Genomic DNA, 12,326 nt, shown 5'->3' with positions numbered 1-12,326 from the left:
AAGAAACGTGATCCAGCAGGAGTCGCGACTGCGCGTCGCCGACAACACCGGTGCCAAGGAGATCTTGTGCATCCGTGTGCTCGGTGGCTCGGGACGTCGCTACGCCGGCATCGGTGACACCATCGTGGCGACCGTCAAGGACGCCATCCCGGGCGGAAACGTCAAGAAGGGCGATGTGGTCAAGGCGGTTGTCGTGCGTACCCGCAAGGAGAAGCGCCGCCCGGACGGCAGCTACATCAAGTTCGACGAGAACGCTGCGGTCATCCTCAAGACCGATGGTGACCCGCGCGGCACGCGCATCTTCGGCCCGGTGGGCCGCGAGCTGCGTGACAAGAAGTTCATGAAGATCATCTCGCTCGCGCCGGAGGTGCTTTAAGACCATGGCAGGCAAGCCGAAGATGAAGATCAAGAAGAACGACCTCGTCCAGGTCATTTCCGGCAAGGACAAGGGCCTGCAGGGCAAGGTCATCTCGGTCGACCCGGAGCGCCGCCGCGTGCTCGTCGAGGGTGTCAACCGGATCACCAAGCACGTCAAGGCCGGTCAGCCGGGCGGCGGTGCCGGTGGCATCGAGGTCACCGAGGCACCGATCCACGTGAGCAACGTGATGATCGTGGACCCCGAGACCAACAAGCCGACCCGCATCCGCATCCGCGAGGAGCAGGTGGAGCGCGACGGTCGCACCAAGACGGTCCGCACCCGCGTGTCGGTCCGTTCCGGAAAGGACCTCTGAGATGACTGCTACCGCTACTGAGAAGGTGGCGCCCCGTCTCAAGGAGCGCTACCACTCCGAGATCAAGGGCCAGCTGACCGACGAGTTCAAGTTCGCCAACGTCATGCAGGTGCCGACGGTGACCAAGGTCGTCGTCAACATGGGTGTCGGCGACGCCGCCCGTGACTCCAAGCTGATCGACGGCGCGATCAAGGACCTGGCGGCGATCACTGGCCAGAAGCCGGCCGTCACCAAGGCCCGCAAGTCGATCGCGCAGTTCAAGCTGCGTGAGGGTATGCCGATCGGCGCGCACACGACGTTGCGCGGCGACCGCATGTGGGAGTTCCTGGACCGTCTGGTCTCCATCGCACTGCCGCGCATCCGCGACTTCCGCGGTCTGTCGCCCAAGCAGTTCGACGGCAACGGCAACTACACCTTCGGTCTGACCGAGCAGTCGGTGTTCTACGAGATCGACCAGGACAAGATCGACCGCGTCCGCGGCATGGACATCACGGTCGTCACCACTGCGAGCAACGACGACGAAGGCCGGGCCCTGTTGAAGCACCTCGGCTTCCCGTTCAAGGAGAACTGAGCATGGCCAAGAAAGCCCTGATCAACAAGGCCAACAAGAAGCCGAAGTTTTCGGTGCGTGGCTACACCCGCTGCCAGCGCTGCGGCCGGCCCCACTCGGTCTACCGCAAGTTCGGCCTGTGCCGGATCTGCTTGCGCGAGATGGCCCACCGCGGCGAGCTGCCCGGCGTCACCAAGTCCAGCTGGTGAAATCGGTGTGGCGAGGGTTCGCCTTCGCCATACCAGCGCAGCCAGCGCACCCTGCATAAACCACGTAACAACTACACCGAAGGTCCGTACCGGCTCCGGCCAGCAGAAACCACGGTGAGAAGGGCAAGAGCCCACCATGACCATGACCGACCCGATCGCGGACATGCTGACCCGCGTCCGGAACGCCAACTCGGCGCACCACGACTCGGCGACGATGCCGCACAGCAAGCTCAAGTCGCACATCGCCGAGATCCTCCAGGCGGAGGGTTACATCTCCGGCTACCGCGTCGAGGGCGAGGGTGTCGACAAGACACTCACCATCGACCTGAAGTACGGCCCCAACCGGGAGCGCTCCATCGCCGGCGTCCGCCGCGTGAGCAAGCCCGGCCTGCGGGTCTACGCCAAGTCCACCAACCTGCCCAAGGTGCTCGGTGGTCTCGGCGTTGCCATCCTTTCCACGTCGTCCGGCCTGCTGACTGATCGGCAGGCGGCGACCAAGGGCGTCGGCGGGGAAGTCCTCGCCTACGTCTGGTAACCGGAACAGATAAGGAGTTAGACAGATGTCGCGTATTGGACGTCTTCCCGTTCCGGTGCCGGGCGGAGTTGAGGTGACCATCGACGGCCAGGCCGTCGCGGTCAAGGGCCCCAAGGGCCAGCTCGCGCTCACCGTGCCGGATCCCATCACCGTCGCCAAGGACGAGGACGGCTCGATCGCCGTGTCCCGTCCGAACGACGAGCGTGAGTCGCGGTCACGCCACGGCCTGACCCGCAGTCTCATCAACAACATGGTCGTCGGTGTCACCGACGGCTACACCAAGAAGCTGGAGATCCACGGCACGGGTTACCGCGTGACCGCCAAGGGCTCGGACCTGGAGTTCGCCCTCGGCTACAGCCACACGATCCTGGTCAAGGCTCCGGAGGGCATCACCTTCGCGGTCGAGAACCCCACCCGGTTCTCGGTCAGCGGTGTCGACAAGCAGCAGGTCGGTGAGGTTGCCGCCAACATCCGCAAGCTGCGCAGGCCGGACCCGTACAAGGCAAAGGGTGTCCGCTACGAAGGCGAGCACATCCGCCGCAAGGTCGGAAAGGCTGGTAAGTAAGCCATGGCAAAGATTGTGAAGCGTTCCACGAGCAAGGCTGCGGCCCGCGCTCGGCGCCACTTCCGGCTGCGCAAGCGCGTGTCGGGCACCGCGCAGCGTCCCCGCTTGGTCGTCAACCGCTCCTCGCGGCACGTGTTCGTGCAGGTCGTCGACGACACCGTCGGCAAGACCGTCGCGTCCGCGTCGACGATGGAGGCGGACCTGCGTGCGCTCGACGGTGACAAGACCGCCAAGGCCCGCAAGGTCGGCGAGCTCGTCGCCGAGCGCGCGAAGGCAGCCGGTGTCGAGGCCGTTGTCTTCGACCGTGGCGGTAACAAGTACGCCGGTCGGGTCGCCGCCATCGCGGACGGCGCCCGGGAAGGCGGACTGACTCTCTAATGGCAACGTTCAACGTCGAAATGAGGAAGCACTGATGCCTGGACCCCAGCGTCGAGGCGCTGCCGGCACCGGCAGCAACTCGAACGACAACAACCGCAACGACAACCGTCGCGACAACCGGCGCGGCGGCAACGACCGCGGCGGTCGCCGTGGTGGTGACGACCGCAACCAGTACCTCGAGCGCGTTGTCACCATCAACCGCGTCGCGAAGGTCGTGCAGGGTGGTCGTCGCTTCAGCTTCACCGCGCTCGTCGTCGTCGGCGACGGGCAGGGAACCGTCGGCGTCGGCTACGGCAAGGCCAAGGAAGTGCCGTCCGCCATCGCCAAGGGCGTCGAGGAGGCGAAGAAGAACTTCTTCCGCGTCCCGATGATCGGCGGCACCATCCCGCACCCGGTGCAGGGTGAGGACGCCGCCGGCGTTGTCCTGCTGCGTCCGGCCAGCCCCGGTACCGGTGTCATCGCCGGTGGTCCGGTGCGCGCCGTGCTGGAGTGCGCGGGCATCCACGACGTGCTGTCCAAGTCGCTCGGCTCGGACAACGCGATCAACATCGTGCACGCAACGGTGACCGCGCTGCAGGAGCTGGAGCGTCCCGAGGCAGTTGCCGCACGCCGCGGTCTGCCGCTGGACCAGGTCGCCCCGGTCGCCATGCAGCACGCGATGGCCGATGCAGCCGCATCCGCGCAGAGTGACAAGGCAGGTGCCTGATGGCGAACACACTGGTTGTGACGCAGATCCGTTCGGAGATCGGTGGCAAGCCTCAGCACCGGCAGACCCTGCGGTCGCTCGGTCTGAAGCGGATCGGCCAGAGCGTCGAGAAGCCGGACAGCCCCGAGTTCCGCGGCATGGTTCGCGCGGTCGCCCACTTGGTGACTGTCGAGGAGAAGTGAAATGACTGAAGAGAAGACGCACGCACTGAAGGTGCATCACCTGCGTCCTGCCCCCGGCGCCAAGACCGCCAAGACCCGTGTGGGTCGTGGTGAGGCGTCCAAGGGTAAGACCGCCGGTCGCGGCACCAAGGGCACGAAGGCGCGTTACCAGGTGCCCGAGAGCTTCGAGGGTGGCCAGACGCCGCTGCACATGCGGCTGCCGAAGATGCGGGGCTTCAAGAACCCGTTCAAGGTCACCTACCAGGTCGTCAACCTGGACAAGATCTCGGCGCTGTTCCCCGAGGGTGGCGACGTCACCGTCGAGGACCTGGTCGCCAAGGGCGCGGTCCGCAAGGGCCAGCCGGTCAAGGTGCTCGGCACCGGCGAGATCACCGTCAAGGTGAACCTCACCGTGCAGAAGTTCTCCGCTTCGGCCAAGGACAAGGTCGAGGCCGCGGGCGGCACGATCACTGCCGCCTGAGGCAGCTCGTGACCACTCACCGCTGAAACGCTCCGTGGGAACGACGAGATCACACTTCTCGTTGTTCGTGCGGAGCGTTTCGCGCATCCCGGCGGCTCTGCCGTAGCGCCCGCCAGGTAATCTCTGGCACCGGGTCGGTTCTGCAGCCGGCGACGCGGTCGCAACTGCCCGCCATACCGACGCAGTCAGCACCCTGTGCTGCACCACCGCAACAAACTTCACAACCAGCTCAACACGTGCCTCCGTCAAACCGGCGTGGGGCCCGGTCGGCTCGACGGTCCCGAACGGACCTGCCGGCACACGTCATGGCTCGCCTCCGCCCGGGGGCGTGCCCAGGAGGACTCACGTTGCTCAACGTCTTCGGCCGCGCGTTCCGCACGCCCGAGCTACGTAACAAGATCTTGTTCACGCTGGCCATCGTTGCGGTGTACCGGGTGGGCTCGCACGTCCCCACTCCCGGCATCGACTACAAGCAGGTGCAGGCCTGTCAGAACGGCGCCACCGGGCAACAGTCACTGCTCGGACTGGCCAACCTGTTCTCCGGTGGAGCGCTGCTCCAGCTGTCGATCTTCGCGCTGGGCATCATGCCCTACATCACCGCGACGATCATCGTGCAGCTGCTCCAGGTGGTCATCCCGAAATTCGAGCAGCTGAAGAAGGAAGGTCAGTCCGGACAGGCGAAGATGACGCAGTACACGCGTTATCTGACCATCGGCTTGGCCATCCTGCAGTCCTCGACTCTCGTCACCGCGGTGCACAACAATCCGCAGTCGATCCTCGGCAGCGGACCGGCATGTGCCGACATCATGACCGACGGAGCGATGCCCACGCTTGTCATCATGGTGATCACCTTCACCGCCGGCACCGGACTGATCATGTGGCTCGGTGAGCAGGTCACCGAGAAGGGCGTCGGGCAGGGTATGTCGATCCTGATCCTCGTCTCGGTCGCCGCCAGCGTGCCGTCGGAGATCTGGTCGATCCGCAACCAGGGCTGGGGCAAGTTCATCCTCGTCGTGCTGATGGGCCTGGTCATCCTGACCATCGTGGTCTACGTCGAGAACTCCATCCGGCGCATCCCCGTGCAGTACGCCAAGCGGATGATCGGCCGGCGCATGTATGGCGGGACGTCGACCTACATCCCGCTCAAGGTCAACATGGCCAACGTGATCCCGATCATCTTCGCCAGCTCGTTGCTATCGCTACCGGTGATGGTCGCGCAGTTCACCAACCCGCAGGGGTCGACCACCGCTCCGTCCGGGTGGGCCGAGTGGATCTTCAACAACCTCGGCAAGAGCGACCATCCGTCATACATGATCGTCTACACCGTGCTGAACGTCTTCTTCACGTTCTTCTACGTCTCGATCACCTATCAGCCCGATGAAGTGGCCGACGGACTGAAGCAGTCCGGCTCGTTCATCCCGGGCGTGCGCGCCGGCAAGGCGACCGCGAAATACATCAACTACGTGTTGTCGCGGATCACCGTCGGCGGCGCGATCTACCTGGCGATCATCGCGCTGATCCCGCTGATCGCGCTCGCCTTGGTGGGGACCAACCAGAACTTCCCGTTCGGTGGCGCCTCCATCATCATCCTCGTAGGTGTCGGTCTCGATACCGTCAAGCAGATCAATTCCAAGCTGCAGCAGCACCACTACGAAGGGTTCCTCCGATAATGCGTCTGATCATTCTGGGTCCGCCTGGTGCGGGTAAGGGCACGCAAGCCGAGCGGATCTGCGCGAAGCGAGGCATCCCGCACATCTCCACCGGCGACATCTTCCGCGACAACATCAAGCGCGAGACGCCGCTCGGCCAGCAGGTCAAGGGGATCCTCGACTCCGGCGGCTACGTCACCGACGAGATCACCAACCAGATCGTCGCGGACCGGCTGGCCCAGGACGATGCCCAGGACGGCTTCCTGCTCGACGGCTACCCGCGCACGGTCGCCCAGGTCGAGGCGCTGGACGAACTGTTGGCCAAGGACGGTCACCAGGTCGAGGCGGTGCTCGAACTGCAGGTCGACGAGCACGAACTGATCACCCGGCTGGTGAAGCGGGCAGAGACCAGCGGTCGTAGCGACGACACCGAGGACGTCATCCGGGAGCGGCAGCGGATCTACCGCGAGGAGACCGCGCCGCTCGTGCGGATCTACTCCGAGCGCGACCGGGTCGTGCAGATCGACGGTGTCGGCGAGCTCGACGAGGTCACGTCGCGGATCGACACCGCGCTGGACGGACTCGCGACCGCGTGATCTTCGGTCGCGAGCGACTGCCGGTCAAGACGCCCGAGCAGATTCTGCTCATGCGTCGCGCCGGTCTCGTCGTCGGCGAGTGCCTCGAGATGCTCGAGGCCTCGATCGGTGACGGCATGACCACCGGCGAGCTGGACGCGCTCGCCGAGGAGTTCATCCGCGGTCGGGGCGGCGTACCGAGCTTCCTGGGCTACTACGGCTTCCCGGGCACGCTGTGCGTGTCGGTCAACGACGAGGTCGTGCACGGCATACCCGGCGCGCGGGTGCTGCACGACGGTGACCTGGTGTCGATCGACTGCGGCGCGATCGTGGACGGCTGGCACGGCGACTCCGCAGTCACGGTCGTGGTCGGCGGTGACACAGCGGCGCGCCCGGAGGACCTGCAGGTGTCGGCGGCGACACGGACGGCGCTCTGGGCCGGCATCGGTGCGCTGCGCCCGGGCATCGGGATCTATCAGATCGGCGGCGACATCGAGGACTCGGTGGTCGCCAGCGGGCGGGCCGACGGTCGCAGCTACGGCATCGTCGACGGTTACACCGGACACGGCATCGGGACCGAGATGCACATGGAGCCCACCGTTTACAACGAACGTGTGCGGCCGCGCGGGCCGGAGGTCCGGGTCGGCGCGACGGTCGCGGTGGAGCCGATGCTGACGCTCGGCACGCACGAGTCGCACGAGCTGGCCGACGAGTGGACCGTGGTCACCGACGACGGGTCCCGCGCTGCGCACTGGGAGCACACCGTCGCGGTCACCGAGGGCGGACTGTGGGTGCTGACCGCGGTCGATGGGGGAGCGGCCAGTCTGGCAGCGGTCGGGGCGACATACGCCCCCGTCACCGCGTAATCGTGGCAGGCTGGTGCATTGACCGAGGCGTCGATGCCTCGGCATACACGAGGGGAAGAAGACATGACGCAGACACCCGACGACAACGAGCTCGAGGCCGACGGCTGGGCCGCGTGGTCGACGAAGGACGACGAGGACACCAAGTCGCCGGAGGAGGGCCGGCTCGGCTCCCGCAAGCAGGAGAAGCCGGAGCAGGAGACGGGGGACAAGCCCGCGTCGTCATGAGCTGAGCAACGCTCGTAGGTGAGGTGGCCGGCCCGGAACCGCATGGTTCTGCGGTCGGCCGCTTGCGTCGGCCCCGGTGTCCGTCCTCTTGTCGATTTGGGGCGGCACGGGACGACGGGTAGACTGACTCTTCGGGTCTGGAGTGTCTGCGTCACGTGGCACTCGGCCACCACCCATCAGGTTCGAGGTCGTGCACCTCGCGGCGTGATCGGTGTGTGTCCGGAGCCGGTCGCTCGCGCGCCATACCCGTGTCACCAGAGGCCCCCTCAACCGGAGGGTGTCTCGCCGAGAAGCAGTTAGGAAGGCATGGCCAAGAAGGACGGTGTCATCGAGATCGAGGGCACGATCGTCGAGGCCCTCCCGAACGCAATGTTCCGGGTGGAGCTGACCAACGGTCACAAGGTGCTCGCGCACATCTCCGGCAAGATGCGACAGCACTACATCCGGATCCTCCCCGAGGACCGCGTGGTGGTGGAGCTGAGCCCGTATGACCTGACCCGCGGCCGGATCGTCTTCCGCTACCGCTGATTCGTCGGCATGTTCGCACCGCCACCGCTGCACGCGGTGGCCTGACTTCAAGACAGTAGGCACATGAAGGTCCAGCCGAGCGTCAAGAAGATTTGCGACAAGTGCAAGGTGATCCGCCGTAACGGTCGGGTCATGGTGATCTGCGACAACGCTCGCCACAAGCAGCGTCAGGGCTGATCACTCGCACGACTCGCGTCTTCGCACAACGGACGCACGAAGTGAACAACTGAAAATTTCGATTTGCGTGGTCCTTACTTCACGTCATACGCACCATCCGACGTGGACGTCACCCCGGGCGCAGAGGCCCGGGACCCAGCAAACCAGCCACTCCGGCTGACGCGGGACCGATCACGCACCAGACCTCTGCGAAACAACAGGAGAAATGCCAGATGGCACGTTTGATCGGTGTCGACCTGCCGCGCGAGAAGCGCGTCGAGGTTGCACTTACTTACATTTTCGGTGTGGGCAAGACCCGCGCCGCCGCGGCGCTGGAATCCACCGGCGTCAGCCCGGACACTCGTGTCCGCGACCTCTCCGAGGACGAAGTCGTCAAGCTGCGTGACTACCTCGAGGGCAACTACCGCCTCGAAGGTGACCTGCGGCGTGAGATCGCCTCCGACATTCGCCGCAAGGTCGAGATCGGTTCCTACCAGGGCCTGCGCCACCGCCGGGGTCTGCCCGTGCACGGCCAGCGCACCAAGACCAACGCCCGCACCCGCAAGGGTCCGAAGCGCACGGTCGCCGGTAAGAAGAAGGCCAAGTAATCCCGTCGCTTCCGCGACAGGGACACCTCACACCTCAACGTCTTTAGTTTTCAGGAGAATTCATGCCTCCCAAGAGCCGTATGGCTTCCGGCGCCAAGAAGGTGCGCCGCAAGGAGAAGAAGAACGTCGCTGCGGGCCACGCCTACATCCGCAGCACCTTCAACAACACGATCGTCTCGATCACCGACCCGACCGGTGCGGTCATCTCGTGGGCGTCCGCCGGCCAGGTGGGCTTCAAGGGCTCCCGTAAGTCCACCCCGTATGCCGCGCAGATGGCCGCCGAGGCCGCCGCGCGCCGCGCGATGGACCACGGCATGCGCAAGGTCGATGTGTTCGTGAAGGGCCCGGGTTCGGGCCGCGAGACCGCCATCCGTTCGCTGGCCGCTGCCGGCCTCGAGGTCGGAGCGATCTCCGACGTCACGCCGCAGCCGCACAACGGTGTCCGCCAGCCCAAGCGTCGTAGCTGAGCGCGACCAAACACTTCAAAGGAGATTTGACTCATGGCCCGTTACACCGGCCCGATCACCAAGAAGTCGCGTCGCCTCAAGACCGACCTCGTCGGCGGCGACAAGAACTTCGAGATGCGCCCCTTCCCTCCCGGCCAGCACGGCCGTGGTCGGGTGCAGGAGAAGGAATACCTCACCCAGCTGCAGGAGAAGCAGAAGGCCCGCTTCACCTACGGCGTGATGGAGAAGCAGTTCGTCCGCTACTACAAGGAGTCCGCACGGCGCCCCGGCAAGACCGGTGAGAACCTGCTGATCATCCTGGAGTCGCGCCTGGACAGCGTCATCTACCGCGCCGGCCTGGCCCGCACCCGTCGCGCCGCCCGCCAGATGGTGACCCACGGTCACTTCGAGGTCAACGGCAAGCGCGTCGACGTCCCGTCATACCGCGTGGAGCAGTACGACATCATCACGGTCCGCAAGCAGTCGCTGGAGAAGTTCCCGATCCAGCTGGCCCGCGAGATCGTCGGCGAGCGGCAGGCCCCGGCCTGGATGCACGTCGTCCCGGAGACGCTGCAGATCCTGATCCACTCGCTGCCGACGCGCGAGCAGATCGACATTGCGCTCACCGAGCAGCTGATCGTCGAGCTTTACTCCAAGAACTGATCTCTCGTTCCTCGAGACCAGTTCTTTCCGTCGAGTTCCTGGCTACGGCTCCTCGCGGATCGGGTGGCGATCGCAAGCTCCGCCACCCGATCCGGTCGTTGCCTCCGCGCCGGTCGGCTTGTCGTTCAGGTGCGTTGGTCTGGGCTGTCGCCAGTGACGGCTTCCTCGCCGAGTGACGGTGAAATTTCACCGTCACTCGCACGGATGGCCGTCAGTCGGCGAGCGACATACAACTGAATAACGGCGGACGAGTACAGAGTCGCCCGCCGCTTCACAGGGCATCAAATAGCGGTTGCCCTGAGGAAAGGAAAATACGAAGTGCTTATCGCACAGCGCCCCACTCTGAGCGAGGAGGTTGTCTCCGACAACCGCTCGCGTTTCGTCATCGAGCCGCTGGAGCCGGGCTTCGGCTACACGCTCGGCAACTCGCTGCGTCGCACCCTGCTCTCGAGCATCCCGGGTGCCGCCGTCACCAGCCTGCGCATCGACGGTGTCCAGCACGAGTTCTCCACGATCCCCGGTGTCAAGGAAGACGTCACCGAGATCATCCTGAACGTCAAGGGCCTGGTCGTCTCCTCGGAGCACGACGAGCCGGTCGTCATGTACCTGCGCAAGCAGGGCCCCGGTGAGGTCACCGCCGCCGACATCGCGCCGCCGGCCGGTGTCGAGGTGCACAACCCCGACCTGCACATCGCGACCCTCAACGACAAGGGCAAGATCGAGGTTGAGCTGACCGTCGAGCGTGGCCGCGGCTACGTCTCCGCGCAGCAGAACAAGTCGGCCGACCACGAGATCGGCCGCATCCCGGTCGACTCGATCTACTCGCCGGTGCTCGCCGTGACCTACAAGGTCGAGGCGACCCGTGTCGAGCAGCGCACCGACTTCGACAAGCTGATCGTCGACGTGGAGACCAAGAACGCCATCGCCCCGCGCGACGCCATGGCTTCCGCCGGTAAGACCCTGGTCGAGCTGTTCGGCCTGGCCCGTGAGCTCAACGTCGAGGCCGAGGGCATCGACATGGGCCCGAGCCCGACCGACGCCGCGCTGGCTGCCGACCTGGCGCTGCCGATCGAGGACCTGGACCTGACCGTCCGCTCCTACAACTGCCTGAAGCGCGAGGGCATCCACACCGTGGGTGAGCTCGTCGGACGCAGCGAGGCCGACCTGCTGGACATCCGCAACTTCGGTGCGAAGTCCATCGACGAGGTCAAGGACAAGCTGGTCGAGATGGGCCTGCAGCTCAAGGACAGCCCTCCCGGGTTCGACGCGAGCGCCATCGCCGATCGGTATGACGACGAAGACGCCGACGGCAGCTTCGCCGAAGACGAGCAGTACTGACGCGCCACTGAGATCGCTCCAATCGCGTTGCAGGGCAACGTGATTCGACATACAAGGAGAAGTAATGCCTACCCCAACAAAGGGACCCCGTCTCGGTGGCGGCCCCGCGCACGAGCGGCTGATCCTGGCCAACCTGGCGCAGGCACTGTTCGAGCACGACCGCATCACCACGACCGAGGCCAAGGCCAAGCGGCTGCGCCCGCTCGCCGAGCGACTGGTCACCTTCGCCAAGCGCGGTGACCTGCACGCCCGTCGTCGGGTCATGACCGTGATCCGCGACAAGGGTGTCGTGCACCGTCTCTTCACCGAGATCGCGCCCGACATGGCCGACCGCCAGGGCGGTTACACCCGCATCACCAAGATCGGCCCCCGCAAGGGCGACAACGCGCCGATGGCCGTGATCGAGCTCGTCCGCGAGCCGGTCAACGCCAAGCCGAAGCGCGCCGTCGTGGCCGAGGCCGAGGGCGCCACCAAGCGCGCGGTGAAGGAAGAGGCTGCTGAGGCCGCCTCGGCTCCGGCCGAGGGCAAGTTCGGCCCCGAGTCGGCAGCGCCGCTCGAGGACGGTGCGTCGCCCGACGCCGAGAAGTTCACCGTCAAGGGCAACGAGGACTCGATGAAGTACCACGTCGCGGGTTCGCGCTGGTACGACTCGACCGTCGCCGAGGTCTGGTTCACCACCGCCGAGGCTGCCGTCGCGGCTGGCTTCGAGCCGGCCGGTGGCGAGAAGGCCCAGCAGGTCGACGCCGACTCTGCCGAGGACGCCGACGAGGAGTGACCATCCCGGTTCGAGAATTGGCCCGGATCCGCGATTGCGGATCCGGGCCATTTCTTTGGTTGGACCGCGTTGGTGTGTGTATGTCGGGACCGGGCTCGTCATACCTGCGCATAACCCGCGACTGTTGAGGGTTGTGCGCGGGTTTGGCCGGTTTGGTGCGCATAAGCCTCAACCGTTGAGG

The 12,326-nt window shown here is 65.6% G+C and carries 21 protein-coding genes; all 21 read left to right on the top strand.

Features of this window, described 5'->3' with window-relative positions; translation table 11 throughout:
* Positions 1 to 7: 7 nt before the first annotated feature.
* Positions 8 to 376, top strand: coding sequence for a 50S ribosomal protein L14 (rplN, locus tag ACSZL9_RS07680; RefSeq protein WP_188839009.1), 369 nt, complete (start codon positions 8 to 10; stop codon positions 374 to 376).
* 4 nt (positions 377 to 380) lie between these two features.
* On the top strand, positions 381 to 731 hold the full coding sequence (gene rplX / locus ACSZL9_RS07675) for a 50S ribosomal protein L24 (RefSeq protein ID WP_446664870.1): 351 nt from the start codon (positions 381 to 383) through the stop codon (positions 729 to 731).
* Position 732: 1 nt separating this feature from the next.
* Positions 733 to 1,302, top strand: coding sequence for a 50S ribosomal protein L5 (gene rplE / locus ACSZL9_RS07670; RefSeq protein ID WP_446664869.1), 570 nt, complete (start codon positions 733 to 735; stop codon positions 1,300 to 1,302).
* A 2-nt stretch (positions 1,303 to 1,304) separates the two neighbouring features.
* Positions 1,305 to 1,490: a type Z 30S ribosomal protein S14 gene (locus ACSZL9_RS07665; RefSeq protein WP_446664868.1), complete on the top strand. Its 186-nt coding sequence runs from the start codon at positions 1,305 to 1,307 to the stop codon at positions 1,488 to 1,490.
* Positions 1,491 to 1,626: 136 nt separating this feature from the next.
* A complete protein-coding gene (gene rpsH, locus ACSZL9_RS07660; protein WP_446664867.1) occupies positions 1,627 to 2,025 on the top strand; it encodes a 30S ribosomal protein S8 in 399 nt (132 codons plus the stop codon).
* Between the two features lie 25 nt (positions 2,026 to 2,050).
* Complete coding sequence (gene rplF / locus ACSZL9_RS07655) at positions 2,051 to 2,590, top strand: 50S ribosomal protein L6 (RefSeq protein WP_446664866.1); 540 nt, start codon at positions 2,051 to 2,053, stop codon at positions 2,588 to 2,590.
* Positions 2,591 to 2,593: 3 nt separating this feature from the next.
* Positions 2,594 to 2,968: a 50S ribosomal protein L18 gene (gene rplR / locus ACSZL9_RS07650; RefSeq protein ID WP_188839004.1), complete on the top strand. Its 375-nt coding sequence runs from the start codon at positions 2,594 to 2,596 to the stop codon at positions 2,966 to 2,968.
* A 34-nt stretch (positions 2,969 to 3,002) separates the two neighbouring features.
* Positions 3,003 to 3,674: a 30S ribosomal protein S5 gene (gene rpsE, locus ACSZL9_RS07645; protein WP_446664865.1), complete on the top strand. Its 672-nt coding sequence runs from the start codon at positions 3,003 to 3,005 to the stop codon at positions 3,672 to 3,674.
* Positions 3,674 to 3,856 carry a 50S ribosomal protein L30 gene (rpmD, locus tag ACSZL9_RS07640; RefSeq protein WP_446664864.1) on the top strand — a complete coding sequence of 61 codons (183 nt, stop codon included), beginning with the start codon at positions 3,674 to 3,676 and terminating at the stop codon, positions 3,854 to 3,856. Before rpsE ends, rpmD begins: the two co-directional genes overlap by 1 nt.
* 1 nt (position 3,857) lies before the next feature.
* Positions 3,858 to 4,316, top strand: coding sequence for a 50S ribosomal protein L15 (gene rplO, locus ACSZL9_RS07635; protein WP_446664863.1), 459 nt, complete (start codon positions 3,858 to 3,860; stop codon positions 4,314 to 4,316).
* 347 nt (positions 4,317 to 4,663) lie between these two features.
* Positions 4,664 to 5,986 carry a preprotein translocase subunit SecY gene (gene secY, locus ACSZL9_RS07630; RefSeq protein ID WP_446664862.1) on the top strand — a complete coding sequence of 441 codons (1,323 nt, stop codon included), beginning with the start codon at positions 4,664 to 4,666 and terminating at the stop codon, positions 5,984 to 5,986.
* On the top strand, positions 5,986 to 6,561 hold the full coding sequence (locus ACSZL9_RS07625; RefSeq protein WP_446664861.1) for an adenylate kinase: 576 nt from the start codon (positions 5,986 to 5,988) through the stop codon (positions 6,559 to 6,561). The genes secY and ACSZL9_RS07625 overlap by 1 nt, the downstream gene beginning before the upstream one ends.
* Positions 6,561 to 7,406 (top strand): type I methionyl aminopeptidase, encoded by an 846-nt coding sequence (gene map, locus ACSZL9_RS07620; RefSeq protein WP_446665120.1) that lies wholly within the window; start codon positions 6,561 to 6,563, stop codon positions 7,404 to 7,406. The genes ACSZL9_RS07625 and map overlap by 1 nt, the downstream gene beginning before the upstream one ends.
* Positions 7,407 to 7,469: 63 nt before the next feature.
* On the top strand, positions 7,470 to 7,631 hold the full coding sequence (locus ACSZL9_RS07615; protein WP_446664860.1) for a hypothetical protein: 162 nt from the start codon (positions 7,470 to 7,472) through the stop codon (positions 7,629 to 7,631).
* A gap of 306 nt (positions 7,632 to 7,937) precedes the next feature.
* Positions 7,938 to 8,159: a translation initiation factor IF-1 gene (infA, locus tag ACSZL9_RS07610; RefSeq protein ID WP_006946284.1), complete on the top strand. Its 222-nt coding sequence runs from the start codon at positions 7,938 to 7,940 to the stop codon at positions 8,157 to 8,159.
* 63 nt (positions 8,160 to 8,222) lie between these two features.
* The gene (rpmJ, locus tag ACSZL9_RS07605; protein WP_446664859.1) at positions 8,223 to 8,336 is read left to right on the top strand and encodes a 50S ribosomal protein L36; all 114 of its coding nucleotides are present in this window, start codon (positions 8,223 to 8,225) and stop codon (positions 8,334 to 8,336) included.
* Positions 8,337 to 8,548: 212 nt separating this feature from the next.
* On the top strand, positions 8,549 to 8,923 hold the full coding sequence (rpsM, locus tag ACSZL9_RS07600; protein WP_325548875.1) for a 30S ribosomal protein S13: 375 nt from the start codon (positions 8,549 to 8,551) through the stop codon (positions 8,921 to 8,923).
* A gap of 62 nt (positions 8,924 to 8,985) precedes the next feature.
* Complete coding sequence (gene rpsK, locus ACSZL9_RS07595) at positions 8,986 to 9,390, top strand: 30S ribosomal protein S11 (RefSeq protein ID WP_446664858.1); 405 nt, start codon at positions 8,986 to 8,988, stop codon at positions 9,388 to 9,390.
* A gap of 33 nt (positions 9,391 to 9,423) precedes the next feature.
* Positions 9,424 to 10,032, top strand: a complete 609-nt coding sequence (gene rpsD / locus ACSZL9_RS07590; protein WP_446664857.1) for a 30S ribosomal protein S4 — start codon at positions 9,424 to 9,426, stop codon at positions 10,030 to 10,032.
* Positions 10,033 to 10,350: 318 nt separating this feature from the next.
* A complete protein-coding gene (locus ACSZL9_RS07585) occupies positions 10,351 to 11,370 on the top strand; it encodes a DNA-directed RNA polymerase subunit alpha (protein WP_446664856.1) in 1,020 nt (339 codons plus the stop codon).
* 64 nt (positions 11,371 to 11,434) lie between these two features.
* Positions 11,435 to 12,145 carry a 50S ribosomal protein L17, sunset domain variant gene (gene rplQ / locus ACSZL9_RS07580; protein WP_446664855.1) on the top strand — a complete coding sequence of 237 codons (711 nt, stop codon included), beginning with the start codon at positions 11,435 to 11,437 and terminating at the stop codon, positions 12,143 to 12,145.
* Positions 12,146 to 12,326 lie beyond the last annotated feature (181 nt).

It is taken from the genome of Flexivirga sp. B27, from assembly GCF_052905685.1.
Note: the sequence above shows the minus strand (reverse complement) of the source record. Positions and strands in the feature narration are given on the sequence as shown.